Origin of the sequence: Citrobacter sp. Ce006, assembly GCF_030336535.1 — a bacterium.
GTDB classification, from domain to species: Bacteria; Pseudomonadota; Gammaproteobacteria; order Enterobacterales; family Enterobacteriaceae; genus Citrobacter; species Citrobacter europaeus.
Window position 1 is genome coordinate 63484 of record NZ_JAOWDO010000029.1, and the last position, 19839, is coordinate 83322.

General features: G+C 51.6%; 18 protein-coding genes. 7 read left to right on the forward strand and 11 right to left on the reverse strand.

The window, feature by feature from the left end:
• Positions 1-168: 168 nt before the first annotated feature.
• The 3 genes from pfkA to cpxP all read right to left on the reverse strand — a co-directional run bounded on the left by pfkA (position 169) and on the right by cpxP (position 2867).
• A complete protein-coding gene (pfkA, locus tag OGV94_RS00400) occupies positions 169-1131 on the reverse strand; it encodes a 6-phosphofructokinase (protein WP_043018913.1) in 963 nt (320 codons plus the stop codon).
• A gap of 185 nt (positions 1132-1316) precedes the next feature.
• Positions 1317-2219, reverse strand: a complete 903-nt coding sequence (fieF, locus tag OGV94_RS00405; RefSeq protein WP_043018912.1) for a CDF family cation-efflux transporter FieF — start codon at positions 2217-2219, stop codon at positions 1317-1319.
• A 147-nt stretch (positions 2220-2366) separates the two neighbouring features.
• On the reverse strand, positions 2367-2867 hold the full coding sequence (gene cpxP / locus OGV94_RS00410; protein ID WP_043018911.1) for a cell-envelope stress modulator CpxP: 501 nt from the start codon (positions 2865-2867) through the stop codon (positions 2367-2369).
• Between the two features lie 150 nt (positions 2868-3017).
• Here cpxP and cpxR point away from each other — a divergent pair, with 150 nt between their 5' ends.
• Together cpxR and cpxA are read left to right on the forward strand one after the other, a co-directional pair.
• Positions 3018-3716 carry an envelope stress response regulator transcription factor CpxR gene (cpxR, locus tag OGV94_RS00415; RefSeq protein WP_005121756.1) on the forward strand — a complete coding sequence of 233 codons (699 nt, stop codon included), beginning with the start codon at positions 3018-3020 and terminating at the stop codon, positions 3714-3716.
• The gene (gene cpxA, locus OGV94_RS00420) at positions 3713-5086 is read left to right on the forward strand and encodes an envelope stress sensor histidine kinase CpxA (protein WP_003028758.1); all 1374 of its coding nucleotides are present in this window, start codon (positions 3713-3715) and stop codon (positions 5084-5086) included. Before cpxR ends, cpxA begins: the two co-directional genes overlap by 4 nt.
• A gap of 40 nt (positions 5087-5126) precedes the next feature.
• Here cpxA and OGV94_RS00425 read toward each other — a convergent pair whose 3' ends face one another.
• The 4 genes from OGV94_RS00425 to yiiM all read right to left on the reverse strand — a co-directional run bounded on the left by OGV94_RS00425 (position 5127) and on the right by yiiM (position 9063).
• Complete coding sequence (locus OGV94_RS00425) at positions 5127-6377, reverse strand: MFS transporter (RefSeq protein WP_087050728.1); 1251 nt, start codon at positions 6375-6377, stop codon at positions 5127-5129.
• A gap of 116 nt (positions 6378-6493) precedes the next feature.
• Complete coding sequence (locus OGV94_RS00430; RefSeq protein WP_199995160.1) at positions 6494-7450, reverse strand: sugar phosphate isomerase/epimerase family protein; 957 nt, start codon at positions 7448-7450, stop codon at positions 6494-6496.
• A gap of 7 nt (positions 7451-7457) precedes the next feature.
• Positions 7458-8162 (reverse strand): GntR family transcriptional regulator, encoded by a 705-nt coding sequence (locus tag OGV94_RS00435; protein WP_047407429.1) that lies wholly within the window; start codon positions 8160-8162, stop codon positions 7458-7460.
• A gap of 184 nt (positions 8163-8346) precedes the next feature.
• Positions 8347-9063 (reverse strand): 6-hydroxyaminopurine reductase, encoded by a 717-nt coding sequence (gene yiiM, locus OGV94_RS00440; protein WP_286522131.1) that lies wholly within the window; start codon positions 9061-9063, stop codon positions 8347-8349.
• 152 nt (positions 9064-9215) lie between these two features.
• Here yiiM and OGV94_RS00445 point away from each other — a divergent pair, with 152 nt between their 5' ends.
• Positions 9216-10112, forward strand: coding sequence for a dihydrodipicolinate synthase family protein (locus OGV94_RS00445; protein ID WP_043018907.1), 897 nt, complete (start codon positions 9216-9218; stop codon positions 10110-10112).
• A gap of 41 nt (positions 10113-10153) precedes the next feature.
• Here OGV94_RS00445 and kdgT read toward each other — a convergent pair whose 3' ends face one another.
• Together kdgT and sodA are read right to left on the reverse strand one after the other, a co-directional pair.
• Complete coding sequence (gene kdgT / locus OGV94_RS00450) at positions 10154-11137, reverse strand: 2-keto-3-deoxygluconate transporter (RefSeq protein ID WP_043018906.1); 984 nt, start codon at positions 11135-11137, stop codon at positions 10154-10156.
• A 236-nt stretch (positions 11138-11373) separates the two neighbouring features.
• Positions 11374-11994 carry a superoxide dismutase [Mn] gene (gene sodA / locus OGV94_RS00455; RefSeq protein WP_043018905.1) on the reverse strand — a complete coding sequence of 207 codons (621 nt, stop codon included), beginning with the start codon at positions 11992-11994 and terminating at the stop codon, positions 11374-11376.
• A 255-nt stretch (positions 11995-12249) separates the two neighbouring features.
• Between sodA and OGV94_RS00460 the strand changes: the two genes are divergently transcribed.
• Positions 12250-13671 carry an L-fucose/L-arabinose isomerase family protein gene (locus OGV94_RS00460; protein WP_286522133.1) on the forward strand — a complete coding sequence of 474 codons (1422 nt, stop codon included), beginning with the start codon at positions 12250-12252 and terminating at the stop codon, positions 13669-13671.
• 203 nt (positions 13672-13874) lie between these two features.
• Positions 13875-14909, forward strand: coding sequence for an L-rhamnose/proton symporter RhaT (gene rhaT, locus OGV94_RS00465; protein WP_003028737.1), 1035 nt, complete (start codon positions 13875-13877; stop codon positions 14907-14909).
• Here rhaT and rhaR read toward each other — a convergent pair.
• On the reverse strand, positions 14906-15754 hold the full coding sequence (gene rhaR, locus OGV94_RS00470) for an HTH-type transcriptional activator RhaR (protein WP_100193813.1): 849 nt from the start codon (positions 15752-15754) through the stop codon (positions 14906-14908). The two genes, rhaT and rhaR, sit on opposite strands and share 4 nt — an antisense overlap.
• 147 nt (positions 15755-15901) lie before the next feature.
• Positions 15902-16750, reverse strand: a complete 849-nt coding sequence (gene rhaS / locus OGV94_RS00475) for an HTH-type transcriptional activator RhaS (protein WP_043018902.1) — start codon at positions 16748-16750, stop codon at positions 15902-15904.
• A 300-nt stretch (positions 16751-17050) separates the two neighbouring features.
• Between rhaS and rhaB the strand changes: the two genes are divergently transcribed.
• Positions 17051-18520 carry a rhamnulokinase gene (gene rhaB, locus OGV94_RS00480; protein ID WP_087050710.1) on the forward strand — a complete coding sequence of 490 codons (1470 nt, stop codon included), beginning with the start codon at positions 17051-17053 and terminating at the stop codon, positions 18518-18520.
• Positions 18517-19776: an L-rhamnose isomerase gene (gene rhaA, locus OGV94_RS00485; protein WP_075145404.1), complete on the forward strand. Its 1260-nt coding sequence runs from the start codon at positions 18517-18519 to the stop codon at positions 19774-19776. The genes rhaB and rhaA overlap by 4 nt, the downstream gene beginning before the upstream one ends.
• Positions 19777-19839 lie beyond the last annotated feature (63 nt).

A 19839-nucleotide genomic window follows, 5' to 3' on the forward strand; every position in this document is an offset into this window, starting at 1 on the left:
GTGCCAGAAAGGCATCCAAACATTAAAGAATAAAAAAAGATTTGCTATAACTTCGAGGAATAAATCTGAGGATTTGCCGGATGGCAGCTAACGTCTAATCAGGCCTACAAGTCTCTGCAACCTGTAGGCCTGATAAGCGAAGCGCCATCAGGCGCGCAAAAAATACAATCAGTACAGTTTTTTCGCGCAGTCCAGCCAGTCACCTTTGAACGGACGCTTCATGTTTTCAATAGCGTCAATAATGTCGTGGTGAACCAGTTTCTCGTTCTGAATACCTACACAGCGACCGCCGTGGCCTTCCAGCAGCAGTTCAATGGCATAGGAGCCCATACGCGATGCCAGGATACGGTCGTAAGGTACCGGAGAACCGCCACGCTGGATGTGACCCAGTACGGTTGAACGCGTTTCACGGCCGGTTTCTTTCTCGATGTAATGCGCCAGTTCGTCAACGTCGCACATGTGCTCAGTGATCGCAACGATTGCGTGTTTTTTACCCTTCGCGATACCTGCTTTGATTTCAGCAACCAGATCGTCGCGGCTGAATTCCACTTCAGGAACCACCACGAACTCACAGCCACCGGCAATTGCAGCTGCCAGGGTCAGATCGCCACAATAGCGGCCCATCACTTCAACGATGGAAATACGCTGGTGAGAAGAAGAGGTATCGCGCAGACGGTCAATCGCTTCAACTACGGTACCCAGAGCGGTGAAGTAACCGATGGTGTAGTCGGTACCTTTGATATCGTTGTCGATAGTGCCCGGCAGACCGATACATGGGAAGCCCATTTCAGTCAGGCGTTTTGCCCCCATGTATGAACCGTCACCACCGATAACAACCAGCGCGTCAATGCCACGTTTTTTCAGGTTTTCGATAGCCACCGCACGCACGTTTTCGTCGCGGAATTCCGGGAAGCGAGCAGAACCAAGGAACGTACCGCCACGGTTGATCATGTCGGACACGCTGTAGCGGTCAAGTTGAACCATACGGTCTTCATACAAACCCAGGTAGCCATCATGGATCCCCATGACTTCCAGCCCTTCCGTCAACGCTGCACGTACAACACCACGGATTGCTGCGTTCATGCCCGGCGCATCACCGCCGCTTGTCAACACACCGATTTTCTTAATCATGACTACCTCTGAACTTTGGAATGCAAAATGAAATCTGCTGCCGGAAGTCGATTCCGCATATCGAAACGATCCAACGAATATGCAGATAGTATAACAATCACTTCCTGCTGAATTGATTCAGGTCAGGCCAAATGGTGGTAATTTATACACAAAATGCTGGCCTGGTTCACTTTTTTTACAACGAATTATGAAAGATCAAACATCTTGCCTTCCTTGGGTACGACCGAACAAGGATCCTGATGAATGATGACATCCGATCCCGGGAAACGCCGTAAAATTGCCTGCTCAACCTGTTCAGCCACTAAATGCGCCTGAACGAGCGGCAGATTATCTTCCATTTCCAAATGAATCTGAATAAAGCGGGTCGGCCCTGACTGCCGCGTGCGAAGATCGTGAGCGCCGCTGACTCCGGGCCATGACGTCACAATATCAATAATTTCCTGACGTTCTTCATCGGGTAAAGCACGATCCAATAAAGACTGTACCGCCTCATACCCCATGCGTAATGCGCTATATAAAATATAGATGCCAATCCCGAGCGCAAACAAGGCATCTGCGCGATGCCAGCCGTACCATGCCAGCCCAAGCGCCACGAGAATCGCACCGTTCATCATAACATCAGACTGATAATGAAGCATATCCGCCCTGACGGCCTGACTTTGCGTGCGTTTTACTACCCAGCGCTGAAACGAGACCAGAATGATTGTACACACCAACGCAATGATGGTGACAATCACCCCGACGCCAGGATCTTTCATCGGCGTAGGTTGGATGAGATGCTGAATCCCGGTCAGGAATAAAAACAGCGCCGAACCGGAAATAAACATGCTTTGCGCCAGCGCCGCCAGCGATTCCGCTTTTCCGTGTCCGAACGTATGCTCATCATCTGCGGGCTGCAGCGAATAGCGCACCACCAACAGGTTGGTTAACGAGGCCGCGATGTCCACCAGAGAATCCACCAGCGCTGCCAGAATACTGACCGATCCGGTGTACCACCACGCAAAAATTTTGATCAAAAGTAACAGCGATGCCATCACGGTCGCCGCGATTGCCGCCCGGCTAACCAGCCGCCCATAGGTTTGATTCATAAACACTCCTGCCAGGATATGCCGCTAGTATAACGGATGAAGTAAAACAGTCAGGCAATAACCGAGTGACAAATTTTGGGCAAAAAAAACCCCCACATCATGTGGGGGAAGACAGGGATGGTGTCTATGGCAAGGAAAACAGGGTTACTACTGGGAACGTGAGTTGCTACTACTCAATAAATTCAACGATGAGCTTTTTTTCCAGTGCGCTACGTCGCGCAGTTGCTCCATTCGTTGTTCATGTTTCTCATTTAAAACCGCTTGCTGCTCGGGCGTTAACAGGCGATACATCTGGTTGCGGACCTTGGCTATTTCAACCTGGCGGGCAACCTGTTCTTGCGCCATTCTTTCTGCCTGAGCGCGCACAGCGCTTTCATCAAATTTCTCTGCGGTGACAAGGCGATGCATTGTCTCCATTTCGCTAACATTAACAGGAGGCTGTTCGTGTCTTGCCTGCTGCATTAAATCTCGCATCTGTTGACGTTGATGTTCGGTTAAACTGATACCGTCAAACATGTGGCTCTGAACGCTACGTTGCGCGGAGCCTTCACCCAGGTGCCAGTGATCGCCTGTGACGACTTCAGCTGCATGGCTTAAAGTACTGAATGCCAGCGTTGAGGCCATGACGGCAGCGGTAACTTTGCCCATCACTTGCTCCCAAAATCTTTTCTGTCGCGATTCAACGAGAGACAGTTTACGATTCGGGCTGCAAACATGCGTCAGGGGGTGTAAAACAACGTAAAGTCATAGATTAGCGACGCCTGATGACGTAATTTCTGCCTCGGAGGTACGTAAACAATGAATAAAATCCTGTTAGTTGATGATGACCGAGAGCTGACTTCCCTGTTAAAGGAGTTGCTCGAAATGGAAGGTTTCGATGTGCTGGTTGCCCATGATGGGGAACAGGCGCTTGAGCTTCTGGATGACAGCATCGATTTACTTTTGCTCGACGTCATGATGCCAAAGAAAAACGGCATCGATACGCTGAAAGCACTTCGTCAGACACACCAGACACCCGTAATCATGCTGACCGCTCGCGGCAGCGAATTGGATCGCGTACTTGGCCTTGAGCTGGGCGCGGACGACTATTTACCCAAACCGTTTAACGACCGTGAACTGGTCGCGCGCATCCGCGCTATTCTGCGTCGCTCACACTGGAGCGAACAACAGCAGAACAGCGACAACGGTTCGCCGACGCTGGAAGTGGATGCGTTAAGCCTTAATCCGGGTCGCCAGGAAGCCAGCTTTGACGGGCAAACCCTGGAGTTAACCGGCACCGAATTCACCCTGCTCTATTTGCTGGCACAGCATCTCGGTCAGGTGGTTTCGCGTGAACACCTGAGCCAGGAAGTGCTGGGCAAACGCCTGACGCCTTTCGATCGCGCGATCGACATGCATATCTCGAACCTGCGTCGTAAGCTGCCAGAGCGTAAAGACGGACACCCGTGGTTTAAAACCCTGCGCGGTCGCGGCTACCTGATGGTCTCCGCTTCATGATAGGGAGCTTAACCGCACGCATCTTTGCCATCTTCTGGTTGACGCTGGCACTGGTGTTGATGTTGGTACTGATGTTACCCAAGCTCGATTCACGCCAGATGACCGAGCTACTGGACAGCGAGCAGCGCCAGGGGTTGATGATTGAGCAACACGTTGAAGCTGAACTGGCGAACGACCCACCCAACGATTTGATGTGGTGGCGTCGCTTGTTTCGGGCGATAGACAAGTGGGCGCCGCCAGGACAGCGGTTATTGCTTGTTACGACGGAAGGACGCGTGATCGGCGCAGAACGCAACGAAATGCAGATCATTCGTAACTTTATTGGTCAGGCCGATAACGCCGACCATCCGCAAAAGAAAAAATACGGTCGCGTTGAGATGGTCGGGCCTTTCTCCGTCAGAGACGGTGAAGATAACTACCAGTTGTATCTCATTCGACCAGCCAGCAGCTCACAATCTGACTTTATCAACCTGCTGTTTGACCGACCGCTGTTGTTGCTGATCGTCACCATGTTAGTCAGCTCTCCGCTATTGCTCTGGCTTGCCTGGAGTCTGGCGAAACCAGCGCGTAAGTTGAAAAACGCGGCGGATGAAGTGGCCCAGGGCAACCTGCGTCAGCATCCGGAGCTGGAAGCCGGTCCGCAGGAGTTTCTGGCGGCAGGCGCCAGCTTTAACCAGATGGTGACGGCGCTGGAGCGAATGATGACCACGCAGCAGCGCCTTCTGTCGGACATCTCTCACGAGTTGAGAACGCCGCTGACGCGTCTGCAGCTGGGTACCGCGCTGCTGCGCCGTCGCAGCGGTGAGAGTAAAGAGCTGGAGCGTATTGAAACAGAAGCGCATCGGCTGGACAGCATGATCAACGACCTGCTGGTGATGTCACGTAATCAGCAGAAAAACGCGCTGGTCAGTGAAACGGTGAAAGCCAATCAGCTGTGGGGCGAAGTGCTGGATAACGCCGCCTTTGAAGCCGAGCAGATGGGTAAATCGCTCACGGTGAATTTCCCGCCGGGTCCCTGGCCGCTGTACGGCAACCCAAATGCGCTGGAAAGCGCGCTGGAAAACATTGTGCGCAATGCCCTGCGTTATTCACACACGAAGATTGAAGTTGGCTTCGCGGTGGATATCGACGGGATTACCATCACTGTGGATGACGATGGCCCGGGCGTTAGCCCTGAAGACCGGGAACAGATTTTCCGTCCGTTCTATCGTACCGATGAGGCGCGCGATCGCGAGTCTGGCGGAACAGGTCTGGGTCTGGCGATTGTTGAAACCGCAATCCAGCAGCATCGAGGCTGGGTGAAGGCCGAAGACAGCCCACTGGGTGGTTTACGGCTGGTGATTTGGTTGCCGCTGTACAAACGCGCTTAACAGGCTTCCCCGGTAACCTCGTGCCGGGGAAGCTCTCACTTTATGCTGTTGCCGCTGCAGCTGCTAGCTTTTGCTTTTTAATCCGCTTCACCAGAATTGTCGAACAGATAAAGCCCATTAAGCTGAACGCAATCATCACGCTAAAGACGTAGTTGTAGCCCGTGATACCGCTATTGGTATCCAGTAAGTAGCCGTATAACGTGTATGCAAACATGGCGGGCATATAACCGATGATACAGCCAAATGCCATTGCCGAACCGGCATACTCGCGTGGGGTACCAATTTCATCCATCGGCGCGAAGAAAATGGCGCGTTGGGAGAAGATAATCGCCCCAAATCCTAATGTTGCTACCATACCGATGTATACGTTCATTGTTTGATGCGGTAACTGCATGAAAACAAGCATCGCAACGGCGGAGATCAAAAACGTCCACTTCAGGTATACCGTCGGCGATTTGGCAACCTTATCCGCCAGTAGCCCACCAATCGGTCCTCCCACCATTTTCAACGCATACTGGTTGATGATGCCGTACGCCCCGACGAGCGCTACCGGCAGCATGTAGATATCTTTTAAGAACGGGATGAAGTAAGTCAGCCCGCAGTATGCGGCGTAAACAAAGAAAATCCCTAAAGAAGCCAGCCAGACGTTAGGGCAGGACAACACATGTTTGATTCCCTTTAACACTTCCATATTGGCGCTGGTTTTCTCGCCGCCTTTCACTTTGTCATCATCGACAATAAAGTACGTCACAATGCCCGCCGCCAGCGTAATGACCGTATAAAACAACAGACCCGCCTGCATCCCCGCCTTACCTTCACCAAACTGGACGAAGACAAACAGAGCACCAGATGCGACGATGACATCCACCACGCCGCGTCCGGCTTCTAAAAAGCCAAACATGCGTCCTTGTTCTTCTTTTGTGCCCAGCAGACGCACGGCTTTCAGCAATACCGGCCAGTAAACCACATCGGCAAAGAATGCCATTGCGGCAAAGCAAATGAGATAACCAGTAAATGACGGCAGCGTTGCCAGATATAAGCCGCAAAGTCCTACGCCGATCAGACCGAATGGTAATAATATTTTCTTGGAATAACGGTCAGCGATATAAAGCGAAAGAAAAAGCCCGGTTGTCTGAACAATAGTATAAACCGTAAAACTCAGGCCAATTTGCGTATTAGTTAAACCCCAGTCGCTTTGCATTGGCACATAGAAAACATCCTTCATACTTGAAAGTTTAAATATTGTGCCGCCGCCTAAAATCAAAAAACAGAGCCTTGCCCATTTATTCATGAACATGAGAAAACCCTCATTGCTTGTTGAGAGAAATATTTAGATTAATTTATATAATTAATAAAACTGTAGAGTTATTTTCATAACTCTTTTCGCATTTAGTAAAATTATGAAAGTTATTGATTACCTATAAATTTATTACACAAGTCACGAATGTATTTTATTTGAGCCAGAGCGTGTTCTTTTTCCTGCGCCAATCGCGCATCAGTCATGTCAGCGTCGGGTAGCGGCGTATAACTTGCATCGCGCCATGGGATCCAGGGATTATCACCTTCATCATCAAAACGAAATGCGGGTGCATAATATTCAACTTCTTCTTCCAGACCAAAAGCATGTACTTGTGGTTTATCTTCTCCCAGGAATAATAATGCTTTGAGCATCTCTTCCATGGGTAAATCACCGTATCCTGAACGACAAGCCTCATGCCCCCAGCCTTTACCTTCTTTAAGAATCTTTGCGTCTTTAATATGTACCTGAGTGATCAAAGGAGACATGACCTCTAACGCAGAAAGCGGCTGCTCATTGGCATTAATCATGTTGCCAAAATCAAAAAGAATAGAGAGATTCTTCATTCCACTATTATTAACCAGCGTCACCAGCTCATGACCCTGTAGATCTTCATGCTGTTCAATGGTAAAGCTCAGGCCACAATCATCATACTGAGACAACCACGCAAGATCATTGGCAATCTTCGCCATAACGTCGTTGAGATGCCCTTCATAGCGCGGGTAGAAACGAACTGACGTTGCGCCAGTTGCCACAGCAATACGAATTGCATCCGTTAATGTCGCCTGGTCCGATGCGCTGGTTTCGATATGCACATCCAGGTTATATTTTTTAGCCTTTTCTTTAAAATTGTGTAACTGCCGATCGTTTATTTTCTGCAGTGACTGGGATTCACCATCCTCAACATGTATTTTCACACCCTTTAATTGCTGCTGATGCGCAATATCCAGAAGATCGCCAGGGAGGACTCTCTCATAGCGCATATTCAGATGAAAGGCATAAGCATGTAGGTACAGTGGTATATTTCTCGCACGTTCAGCAAGAAGTTTCTGGTTACATTTTCCCATAGTTTTCTCATTCATCACGAATAACAAGTTCCACTGATTCAAGTCGCCAGTATTCAAAATCAACCTGAACCACTTTTTTATCTCGGGTAGCCCGATGTTTTTCTACTAGAATTCCATACGTATTAGGCGCAACGCCCAGTTCTTTGCACGCCACTTCTGGCATATTGACCGGTTTAAAAATCATTTCTTTGATATTTAAAATATGACCAAACGCATCTTCCCAGACGCTGGAAAAAGATTGATTGCCCAGTTTGTTTATGAATCCTGGTGCAACATCAGCATCAATGTAGGACTCATGGTAAAACACTTTATGTGAATCAAGACCACACCAGCCGGTAACTAAATAGCGCTCACCGGTGGAGAGAAAAACATCATCAACATGATGCGGGACCGTCTCAATGGTTTCTTTGGTTAAATAATCCCAAAAAGGTTTACGCCCCTGAGCACAGGCTTCGGCATTGAAACTGGAAAGTGATTTGGGGTTATAAATAAATCGTTTCGATGAAATAAACCAACCACTGCGGTTCTTGCGGAAAATACGCGCATCGATCTCAAGCTCAATCAGAACCTGACGTAAGGTCATGCGCTTCGCATCCAGCAGCTCGCATAACTCTCTTTCCGAGGGCAATTTGGATCCTGCTGGCAAATTATTTTCGTTTAACCAGCTTTCAAAGCGCTCTCTGAGCACATCAACATTGTTTTTCTTTTTCATCTCGCTCATCTGGTTTAAACCAATTTAAAGCTAAGATATTTGAGTGCCGGAAATACTCAAGTTTTTTTTCAACGCAGAGTTTCTTTTTGTGGACCAGGTATCAAGAATGGTCAGAAAGCGTGTTGTGACAGGCAGGTTTTTACCCGCTTCAGTACGCAGAGATAACGAGCATGAGAGAGGTAAATCAGGTGTTGCCACCTGATTTAATTGCAAGATAGAGGTGGGTTTTTTTTCCCCACAAACGGCGGGAATTGTCTTCGATCTTGCCGCTTAAACGACGTTTTTGCATCGTTCTGGTCCAACTTTTGGATAACCCGGCAGCCGACAGTAAACGATGATATTGCGAGTCATCAAACGGCATATGCCAGGCAATGGCAATCGCCTCCCGTACGCTGACGTCGCTGACGCGTGATGCCAGGATCAACGGCGCGTCTGCCGACACCTGACCGGGAGCGATGACGCTGCACAGCCAGCCTGTCTTGCCTGCATCCTGCATCTGGCTGGCCATGTCGCTGATGCCGAAATGGAAATTCAGCTTAAAGCACGGCGAGCGCGGCTGCGTGACCTGAATCAGCGCATCTCCCCACTGGAAAATGTCGCCAATAAAGACATTCTCTTCCGTTAGCCCCTCAGTAGAAAGATTCTCGCCAAACGCGGGGGCGACAAATAGCTCCGCCTGCTCCGGAAACTCTTGTCTCCAGTGCTGATAGTGTTCACGCGGATAATGGCACAGCGCGCGATCCGGCCCGCCGTGAATTTTTGTTTCCGCCTGCTCATCACCCGTCAACCCCAGTTCGGTCAGCATCAACTCACCGTCAACCTGGACTTTAGCAATCGCGCTGGGACGGCTTCCCGTGTAGTCCCGAACCTTGCCAGTAAAAACATCGACCGGATATCGCATCTGTTCCCTCTCCCGATAAATTTCCCCCATTACACCACATTTATTTTACCCCAGTCGCTCAAAATGAGAGCACGGTTCACATGAAAGTTAGGGACACATGCTATCAATGTAAGCTGGTTTTGAAACATCATTTCAAATAAGGAGTCGACAACGTGACTGGTCAATCGCAATTTGCTGGCGTCTGGTGTCCTTCCATTACGCCAATGGACAATGACGGCAAGATCGATCTTAACGGTCTGAGCCAGCATCTCAAACGCCTAACCGAGGCCAAAATCGACGTGATTTTGCTGATGGGCAGCATCGGGGAATTTGCCTCCTTTACGCTCGAAGAAAGGCTAGTGCTGATCCGCGAAGCCCGCGCCATGAGCTCGCTGAAGATGGTCGCCAACGTCTCATCCACCTGCCAGAATGATGTGCTGTTGATGGCGCAGGAAGCGTATCGCGCCGGTTACGACGCTGTGATGATCCTCCCACCTTACTACTATGGGCAAACGGCAAAACAGCTGCTGAGCTACTTCCGTCAGTTGGGACAGAAACTCAGCGGTAAATGGTTTGCCTATAACTTTCCGGCACGTACCGGCTGCGATTTAACCCCCGAACTGGTTGCCACCCTCGTCGATGAATTTCCCAACTTCGCAGGCATTAAAGATACCGTCGACTGTCAGTCCCATACCCGCAGTATGATTCAGACTACCCGCGCCGTGCGTGAGGATTTTGCCGTGCTGTCCGGCTATGACGAATACTACATTCCTAACCTGCTGGCAGGCGGTGCGGGGATTATTTCAGGATTAAACAACGTCATGCCGGAACTGTTTGTCAGCGCGCGGGAAGCGTTTAAGCAGGGCGACCTGGCAGCGCTTCGCGATATTCAGGACCAAATTGGCACCTACATGTCCATCTACGCCATTGGCGAAGATTTTGTCACCACCATCAAAACCGTGGTATCGCGTAAGTTTGGCTATTGCACCGGCGTGTCACGTAATGCTGGCGGAGAGTTGAACGAGAGCGAATGTCGGACAATCGATGAAGTATTTATCGTAGAAGGTTAACTCGTTAAGCCGGATGGCGCAGACCATCCGGCTTAAGAGATTTATTTCACGGTACCACGAATATCAATTTCCGCCGCCCTGGCTTTAACTCTTTTCGACCAGATAGACGTGATAATCGGCACCAGAATGGAGGTCACAATCACTGACGTGGCAACGAGGGAAGTCGCTGCTGGCGCCATCGGTTTAAATGCCGGAACCATTTCCGCAATCAGCACCGGCGTGGCGACCGCCGCACCCGCTGAGCTGGAGGCCGCAATCCCCGCCGTACCATCACCGCCACCAATCAGTTTATCGGCGATAATCAAGGGAATACCGGTGATGATAATCACCGCGACACCCAGCAGAATACCCAGTACTCCGGTTTGCGCAATCACGCTTAAATCAATGGTGTTACCCAATGCGAAAGCAAAGAAAGGGATCAGCGTCTGCACCGCTTTGCTGAAGAACTCGCGCAACTCGGGGTCCAGATTCCCCAACGCAAAGCCAATCAGAAACGGTAATACAGCCCCCACAAACACGTGCGGTTCAAACGACGCGATCCCGGCGGTTCCCAAAATCACCATCGTCATCAGCGGGCCAGACTCCAGCGACATCAGGACAAACGCTCCGGCCTCTTCTTTGGTGCCGTACTGCTGCATAATCGAGGCATACAGCCCGCCGTTGGTCATATCCATAGCGGCCACCAGCGCCAGCGTAGACAGCCCGGCGAAGAATCCGACCTCCACACCATGTTCCGGCAGAATACGTGAAGCAATCGCCGCGACCACCCATGCCACCAGAATCTTGGTGATGACCAACGTGCCTGATTTACGTAGCACGGTGCCGGTAGCGCTTAGCTTAATCGACGCCCCCATGCAAAAGAACCAGACTGCCAGGATAGGTACCGTACCGGTGATCATACCGTTGGTAAAGGAGCCGAAATATTTCCCGGCGCCGGGGGAAAAGGTGTGACACAACGCGCCCAGGAAAAGCGGCACCAGCATCATACCGCCTGGGATTTTCTCTATCGTTCGTTTGATCTGCATTTCCATCACCTGTAGACATAAAAATGGGGCAATTTTTATGGGCGATTGCATCTTGCTTTTGAGATGCGCCCGTCTTGATGGAAAGAAGATAGACATTCATAGAGACTATAAAAGTGATCCCACTCGCATAATAAAACCTTGTTTCAATTTAAGTGGATCATCGTTTTTATATTGAGTTTAATCACAAAAAAACCCCCACAAGCATCGCCTGTAGGGGTTTCGTTAATGCGTAGAACTTATTTTTTCGCTGCGAAACGCGCGGCAGCTTCGTCCCAGTTCACCACGTTCCAGAACTCTTTGATGTAGTCCGGGCGACGGTTCTGGAATTTCAGGTAGTAAGCGTGTTCCCAAACGTCCAGGCCCACGATCGGGAAGCCGGAAGCGCCAGAGATAGCTTCACCCATCAGCGGGGAATCCTGGTTAGCGGTGGAAACAACAGCCAGCTTGTCACCTTTCAGAACCAGCCACGCCCAGCCGGAGCCAAAACGGGTTGCCGCAGCTTTTTCAAATTCAGCTTTGAAGTTGTCGACGGAACCGAAGTCACGTTCGATAGCCGCTTTCAGATCGCCCTGCAGCGTAGTACCGGTTTTCAGACCTTTCCAGAACAGGCTGTGGTTAGCGTGGCCGCCCGCGTTATTGCGCAGAACAGTTTTCTTGTCTGCTGGCAGTTGATCCAGTTTAGCGATCAGTTCTTCAGCAGACAGGCTAGCGAATTCAGGCAGGCTCTCCAGCGCAGCGTTCGCGTTGTTTACGTAAGCCTGGTGGTGTTTGGTATGGTGGATTTCCATCGTCTGCTTATCGAAGTGCGGTTCAAGGGCATCATAAGCGTACGGCAGGGATGGCAGTGTATAACTCATAATCATCTCCAGTATTGTCGGGCGGCCAGTGTTAACGCCGCGTAAGCAGTTGGGTCATTATAGTTAATTAAATGATATTGAAAATGATTATCAATGCCGTACTCTTTACAGGGTTATTATGCGGTAAAAGTGTGAGCATCATTAGGAAAATCAGGCGAATTTTGCCAACCTGGGTAGAAAACAGGCAGCGACATGAAGGACATGGGAGATAAAGCACGAGATAGTTTGCGAATTATCTCACAAGGAAATCTTGCTATGTCTGTCAATATCGCCCTTTTCGGTATCGGTCTCGACACATACTGGCCCCAGTTTACAGGCCTGGAATCACGTCTTCAGGGCTACCTGCAAACAATTGATGAGCGTCTGACGGCGCAACAAGCCACCGTCATTAATGGCGGCCTGATTGATAACGTCAATAAAGCCGATGCCCTTATCAAACGGTTGCAGCAACAACCAGTCGATGCAGTCTGCCTTTACATCAGCACCTACGCGCTCAGCTCAACGGTGCTACCCCTTGTGCAGAGTATCAATAAACCGGTCATTATTCTGGCCCTACAGCCAGAGCCAGGGCTGCCCTATTCAACTATCCGTCAAATCCCCGATCGGGGCGGGCGAACTGGAGAGTGGCTGGCGCACTGTCAGGCCTGCAGCGCCCCCGAACTGGCAAACGTGTTTAACCGTGCGAATATCCGCTTTCAATTGATCGTTGGTGCATTACAGGGCGATGAGTACGTCTGGCAACAAACTTCGCAGTGGCTACAAGCCCTCAACGCTCGTCAAATGCTGGCAAGTTGCCAGGTCGGCGTCCTCGGACACTATTATGACGGCATGGTGGACGTTTACAGCAATATGACGAATTTGTCCGCCAAAATGGGCGTCCGCTTTAAGCCACTGGAGATGTGTGAGCTGGCGGAATATCGCGAACAGGTCAGCGAGGCAGACTTCAACACCAAACAACAGGAAATGCATCGTGTGCTTCAGTTGGATGCGGCATGCGAACCTGCAGAGCTTGGCCGGGCAATCACCACTGCCTGCGCCATGGATAAACTGATTGCCCAGAATAAACTCGGTGCACTCGCTTATTACTATGAAGGTCGTAACGGTAACGCTTACGAGAACATCATCACCTCAATTATTCTCGGCAACACGCTGCTCACCCACCGTGGTATTCCCGTAGCGGGAGAATATGAAATCAAAAATGTGCTGGCGATGAAAATTCAGCAACTTCTGGGCGCTGGCGGATCATTTTCAGAACCCTATGGTATTGAATTTACCGATGATGTTGTTTTATGGGGACATGATGGTCCGGCACACCCGTTGATGGCGGATGGTCCGGTAAATCTGGTGCCGTTGCCGGTTTATCATGGCAAACCCGGTAAAGGTGTGTCTATTCAGATGACCGTGAAAGCTGGCCCGGTAACCTTTCTTTCGGTAATTGAAGATGCTGAAAATGGGGTGCGTTTACAGTATGCCGAAGGTGAAGCGGTGGCAGGTGAAGTCCTGGATATCGGCAACACCAACAGCCGCTATCGCTTCCCATTATCGGCTCGTGAGTTCACCACGCAATGGTGCATGGGTGGCCCCGCTCATCATTGCAGCATTGGCCTGGGGCATCATGGTGAGGTGCTGGAAAAACTCACCTGGCTACTGGGTATTCAGGCAGTAAGAATCTGCTAATCCTCGATATTTCCGCCCTTCTCAAAAAAAGAGGGGCGGAGCCGCATTTGTGATCAACATCCCTTTCATCCCCTGAATTTTGCCAGCATTACTCATCACGCGGCAGCATGCTGAAGGTTAATTCATTGCTCACTCTTTAGACTTTTGAACATCAAAACGGGTGATTTTCATCCTGCCAAATCGATAATTCAAAAGGAAACAGAATGGGTAACGCAATTACGATGGGGATAATATGGCATCTTATCGGTGCCGCTAGTGCCGCTTGTTTCTATGCCCCCTTTAAAAAGGTACAACACTGGTCCTGGGAAACCATGTGGTCCATCGGTGGTTTTGTTTCATGGCTGATCCTTCCCTGGCTCGTCAGCGCGATCCTGCTGCCGGACTTCTGGACCTATTACAGTTCATTCAGCGCGTCCACACTGCTGCCGGTATTTTTGTTCGGTGCCATGTGGGGGATTGGTAACATCAACTATGGTCTGACCATGCGTTACCTCGGGATGTCGATGGGGATCGGGATCGCTATCGGTATTACGCTGATTGTTGGCACCTTAATGACGCCAATCATTGCCGGTAAATTTGACGTGCTCATCGGCACACCTGGTGGGCGTATGACCCTGCTCGGTGTGCTGGTCGCCCTGATCGGTGTGGCGATTGTTACCCGCGCCGGACAGTTAAAAGAGCGCAAGATGGGCATCAAAGCCGAAGAGTTCAATTTGAAAAAAGGTCTGATACTGGCGGTGATGTGCGGCTTTTTCTCCGCAGGGATGTCCTTTGCGATGGATGCGGCTAAACCCATGCACGAAGCCGCTGCTGCGCTCGGTATCGATCCGCTGTATGTCGCCCTGCCCAGCTACGTCGTCATCATGGGCGGCGGTGCGGTGATCAATCTGGGATACTGCTTCATTCGTCTGGCAAAAATGAAAAACCTGTCAGTAAAAGCCGACTTCTCGTTAGCCAAACCGCTGATTATCAGCAACATCCTGTTCTCGGCGCTTGCTGGTCTGATGTGGTATCTCCAGTTCTTCTTTTACGCCTGGGGCCATGCCAAAATTCCGGCGCAATATGACTACATGAGCTGGATGCTGCACATGAGCTTCTACGTCCTGTGCGGTGGCATCGTGGGCCTGATCATGAAAGAGTGGAGCAATGCAGGACGCCGTCCGGTCAGCGTGCTAAGCCTTGGCTGCGTGGTGATCATTGTCGCGGCAAACATTGTGGGTCTGGGAATGGCCAGCTAATTATGTTGAGTGCTGAGATGACGCCACTGGCTCGGCGTCATCCCGGTTTCGCGCGTGAACACCACCGAAAAGTAGTTACTATCCTCAAAGCCGCAGCGCATAGAAATCTCACTAATCATCAACCGGCTATGCTTGAGCAGATACTGAGCATGGCAGACCCGCACCTGGCGCAGATACTGGTTGATGGTCATCCCGGTCTGACTGCGAAACTGCTGGCGCAAAACGCGCTCGCTGCACCGTTCACGCTCGCAAAACTTATCCAGTTCGAACGCATGCTCATGGCTACCGGCTAACGCGGTGATCAGTTTATCCAGCAGCGTTTCACTCGATGTCACCGGGAGCGTATCTGTGGCGTAACGATGGCGTTTAAGGAGCGTCACCAGTTGCCCGAACAGCAGTTCCGCCATGGTAAAAGCCTGCACATCACGCTGATTACTTTCATGCTCAAGCTGGCTTATCACCTGCCGGGCCTGGGTCATACCAACGCTACCGAGACGCCAGTGCGGCTGCCGCGGCGTACCGTTAAAGCCGGGGATCGCCCCTTGCCAGTCAACATTCAGCGTCAATCGTTCCGGGCAGTAGATGATATTTTGTAACACCAGGTCGTTAACGGAAGTGTAGGAGTGTTTATCTTCGGCGCGAATGTAAAACAGATCGCCACGGGTTATCCGGTACGGACGTTCGTTGAGAACATGTAACCCATTGCCGCGCCAGACCAGTACCAGTTCGCAAAACTCATGAGTATGTTCAGCAAAGACATCCTGCGGATAACGATCGGCCACAGCGACCGCCTGCTTTTCATGCGCAAAAAAGTCTGATTTCAGAAGGACCAGATGGTTCGCCATCACAATATTCCCTGTCGGATGGCGGCTACGCCTTATCCGACCTACAGATTACGTGACACGTAGGCCGGATAAGGCGTAGCCGCCATCCGGCGTTGAGGGACATGATTATCTGAGATTCGGCGATAAAAAACGTTGATAGCTTTCGCGTTACTGAAGGCTGCTTCCCGCAATAAGGTCGCGCCCCTGACGAATATCGCGTGGTGACCACTCGAACTCACGGCGGAAAAGCGTCGAAAAGTGGTTACTGTCGCCAAAACCGCAGAGATAAGCGATATCTGTCACGCTGTCATCACTGTGACGAAGCAGATGCCTGGCTTTAATAAGCCGCAGACGGTTAAGGTAGCGCTGCGGCGTTAGTCCTGTCTGCTGTTTAAGCTGGCGGTGCAAAGTGCGTAAAGAGAGCGAAAACTTCTCGGCCAGCGCCTCCCAACACACCTCGTCGGCAAAGTTATCTTCCAGCCACGCCATCAGAAGATTAAGCCGCGCATCGTTATCAGTGGCCGCTTCCATCAGGCTGCTTTTACGCAGCAGCACCAGTAATTGCATAAACAGGATCTCGCGATTTGCCGCCGTCGGCGTATCCATCCCCTCGCCGAGCGCCTCCATCTGCCCCACCAGGTGACGAACCTGCTGCAGTACGCCCTGGTTTACGCGCCAGTGGGAGGGATACTGCCCATTTTGTTCCTGAGGCAAAAGCTGATTCAGCCCAGCCAGAAATTGAAACGCATCCGGAGAGCGATACAGAACGTTGGTCAGGCACAGATTGTCAGTATGTTCATATAAATGCCTGTCATGATCGCGGACGAAACACACCGTCCCGCCGCTAATGGTGTAAGGCTGTCCGTTAAACACATGGATCCCCGTGCCATGCTCGACCACTACAATTTCATGAAAATCATGATGATGCTCAGGAAATGCGGGTTGAGGAAGGCGTGGTTCAATAGCCACTGGCGCTTTACCCGTCGGAAAAAAATCCACGCAATGCAGTACGGTCATGACGGCTCCCCCTGATTAACGAATATGGCTGAATAGTAATTAAGGGTTACTACCCTCACCTTAAATTTTTGACGCCAAAGTGCGTAAACACGGTTAATTCTTCAAGAAATGGCGGGAAAGATCGGGAAATGCGGAAGGCGTCACATCCGCCAAAATCCGCGCTATTAGCGGAAACTGTGAACAACATCACGTTCACCTTTGCCGTGTTGCCAGCCGCTAATTGGGGCTGTCACTGTCAAGAAGGTACGCTTTATCAGGGGTTCTTAGACTGAGTGCAATAAAACTCAGAAGGACCTCGCTATGACTTTTCGCCATTGTGTCGCTGTCGATCTCGGCGCATCCAGTGGGCGCGTAATGCTGGCGCGTTACGACAGTGAACACCGCACCCTGACGCTGCGTGAAATCCACCGCTTCATTAACTGTCTGCAAAAAACTGACGGTTTTGATACCTGGGACATCGACAGCCTGGAAAATGACATTCGTCTTGGCCTGAAAAAAGTCTGTGATGAAGGCATTCGGATAGACAGCATCGGCATTGATACCTGGGGCGTAGATTACGTCCTGATCGATAACGCTGGTCAGCGTGTTGGTCTGCCGGTCTCTTACCGCGACAGCCGTACAGCCGGCATTATGGCGCAGGCGATGACGCAGCCGGGTAAAGGTGAAATTTATCGCCGCAGCGGCATTCAGTTTCTGCCCTTTAACACGTTGTATCAGCTGCGTGCACTGGTTGAACAGCAGCCAGAACTGCTCCCGCAGGTGGCTCATGCCCTGCTGATCCCCGATTACTTCAGCTTTCGCCTGACCGGTGAAATGAACTGGGAATACACCAACGCCACCACTACGCAGCTCGTCAATATCAACACCGACGACTGGGATGACACGCTGCTGGCGTGGACCGGGGCAGACAAAGCCTGGTTTGGTCGCCCGACGCACCCGGGGAACGTAATTGGCCACTGGATTTGCCCACAGAAAAATCGCATTCCGGTCGTGGCCGTCGCCAGTCACGACACCGCCAGTGCGGTAATTGCTTCGCCGTTGGCCGACAAAAACAGCGCGTATCTTTCTTCCGGTACCTGGTCGCTGATGGGTTTTGAGAGCAGAACACCGTATACCAACGATGCGGCGCTGGCGGCGAACATCACCAACGAAGGGGGCGCGGAAGGGCGCTACCGCGTACTGAAAAATATTATGGGGTTATGGCTGCTCCAGCGCGTTTTAAAAGAGCGCAAGATTACCGATCTGCCAACGCTTATCGCCGAAACGCAAGCGCTGCCGGCCTGCCAGTTCCTGATAAACCCGAACGACGATCGCTTTATCAATCCCGACGATATGAGTGCCGAAATTCAGGCAGCCTGTCGTGAATCGGGCCAACCTGTTCCCCTGCAAAACGCCGAACTGGCGCGCTGTATCTTCGACAGTCTGGCGTTGCTATACGCCGATATTCTGCAAGAACTGGCGCAGCTGCGAGGCGCAGCGTTTAGCCAACTGCACATCGTCGGTGGCGGCTGCCAGAACGTCTTACTGAACCAGCTGTGCGCGGATGCCTGCGGGATTCGCGTTATGTCCGGCCCGATTGAGGCCTCCACGCTCGGCAATATCGGCATCCAGTTGATGACGCTGGACGAGCTTAACAACGTCGATGATTTCCGTCAGGTAGTACGCGCCAACTACGACCTGACCACCTTTATTCCAAATCCTGAAAGTGAAATTGCCCGCTACCAGGCGCAGTTTCAATCACTACGACAGACAAAGGAGCTTTGCGCATGACCACTCAACTTGAACAAGCCTGGGAACTGGCAAAACTGCGTTTCGCCGCGGTAGGCATTGATGTCGAGGCGGCATTGCGCCAGCTCGATCGTCTGCCGGTCTCCATGCACTGCTGGCAGGGCGATGATGTCGCCGGTTTCGAGAATCCGGAAGGCTCGCTCACCGGCGGTATTCAGGCTACCGGCAACTATCCGGGCAAAGCGCGTAACGCCACCGAACTGCGGGCCGATCTGGAGCAAGCGCTAAGCCTGATTCCGGGACCAAAACGCCTGAATTTGCACGCGATCTATCTGGAATCGGATACGCCGGTCGCCCGCGACCAAATCAAACCCGAACACTTCAAAAACTGGGTTGAGTGGGCGAAAGCGAACCAGTTAGGGCTGGATTTCAATCCGTCCTGCTTCTCTCACCCGCTGAGCGCTGACGGCTTCACGCTGGCCCACGCCGATGACACCATTCGCCAGTTCTGGATTGATCACTGCAAAGCCAGCCGTCGCGTCTCGGCGTATTTTGGCGAGCAGTTGGGTACACCGTCGGTGATGAACATCTGGATCCCGGATGGCATGAAAGACATCACCGTTGACCGTTTAGCGCCGCGCCAGCGCCTGCTGGAAGCACTGGACGAGGTGATCAGCGAGAAACTCAACCCGACGCACCATATCGATGCCGTTGAGAGCAAACTGTTTGGCATCGGCGCTGAAAGCTACACCGTGGGCTCCAACGAGTTCTATATGGGTTACGCCACCAGCCGTCAAACCGCGCTATGCCTGGATGCGGGTCACTTCCATCCGACCGAAGTAATTTCCGACAAAATCTCCGCCGCCATGCTGTACGTACCGCGCCTGCTGCTACACGTCAGCCGTCCGGTGCGTTGGGACAGCGATCATGTTGTGCTGCTGGATGATGAAACTCAGGCAATTGCCAGCGAGATCGTCCGCCACAACCTGTTCGACCGCGTACACATTGGCCTCGACTTCTTCGACGCTTCCATTAACCGCATCGCCGCGTGGGTGATTGGCACTCGCAATATGAAAAAAGCGCTGCTGCGCGCGCTGTTAGAACCGACCGAACAACTGCGTCAGCTTGAAGCCAGCGGCGACTACACCGCACGCCTGGCCCTGCTGGAAGAGCAAAAATCACTGCCGTGGCAGGCCGTCTGGGAGATGTATTGCCAGCGCCACGACACGCCAGCGGGTAGCCAGTGGCTGGAAAGCGTGCGCGCCTATGAAAAAGAGATTTTGAGCAAACGTAGCTAACCGTGACGCCAGACTTGTAGGCCGGAGAAGACGCCCCGCGTCGCCATCCGGCAATGAATGAAA

Bases quoted from the DNA above. Each gene is read 5' to 3' on its own strand.
- pfkA (WP_043018913.1), bottom strand. From the start codon at position 1,131: ATGATTAAGAAAATCGGTGTGTTGACAAGCGGCGGTGATGCGCCGGGC.
- fieF (WP_043018912.1), bottom strand. From the start codon at position 2,219: ATGAATCAAACCTATGGGCGGCTGGTTAGCCGGGCGGCAATCGCGGCG.
- cpxP (WP_043018911.1), bottom strand. From the start codon at position 2,867: ATGGGCAAAGTTACCGCTGCCGTCATGGCCTCAACGCTGGCATTCAGT.
- cpxR (WP_005121756.1), top strand. From the start codon at position 3,018: ATGAATAAAATCCTGTTAGTTGATGATGACCGAGAGCTGACTTCCCTG.
- cpxA (WP_003028758.1), top strand. From the start codon at position 3,713: ATGATAGGGAGCTTAACCGCACGCATCTTTGCCATCTTCTGGTTGACG.
- OGV94_RS00425 (WP_087050728.1), bottom strand. From the start codon at position 6,377: ATGAATAAATGGGCAAGGCTCTGTTTTTTGATTTTAGGCGGCGGCACA.
- OGV94_RS00430 (WP_199995160.1), bottom strand. From the start codon at position 7,450: ATGGGAAAATGTAACCAGAAACTTCTTGCTGAACGTGCGAGAAATATA.
- OGV94_RS00435 (WP_047407429.1), bottom strand. From the start codon at position 8,162: ATGAAAAAGAAAAACAATGTTGATGTGCTCAGAGAGCGCTTTGAAAGC.
- yiiM (WP_286522131.1), bottom strand. From the start codon at position 9,063: ATGCGATATCCGGTCGATGTTTTTACTGGCAAGGTTCGGGACTACACG.
- kdgT (WP_043018906.1), bottom strand. From the start codon at position 11,137: ATGCAGATCAAACGAACGATAGAGAAAATCCCAGGCGGTATGATGCTG.
- sodA (WP_043018905.1), bottom strand. From the start codon at position 11,994: ATGAGTTATACACTGCCATCCCTGCCGTACGCTTATGATGCCCTTGAA.
- OGV94_RS00460 (WP_286522133.1), top strand. From the start codon at position 12,250: ATGTCTGTCAATATCGCCCTTTTCGGTATCGGTCTCGACACATACTGG.
- rhaT (WP_003028737.1), top strand. From the start codon at position 13,875: ATGGGTAACGCAATTACGATGGGGATAATATGGCATCTTATCGGTGCC.
- rhaR (WP_100193813.1), bottom strand. From the start codon at position 15,754: ATGGCGAACCATCTGGTCCTTCTGAAATCAGACTTTTTTGCGCATGAA.
- rhaS (WP_043018902.1), bottom strand. From the start codon at position 16,750: ATGACCGTACTGCATTGCGTGGATTTTTTTCCGACGGGTAAAGCGCCA.
- rhaB (WP_087050710.1), top strand. From the start codon at position 17,051: ATGACTTTTCGCCATTGTGTCGCTGTCGATCTCGGCGCATCCAGTGGG.
- rhaA (WP_075145404.1), top strand. From the start codon at position 18,517: ATGACCACTCAACTTGAACAAGCCTGGGAACTGGCAAAACTGCGTTTC.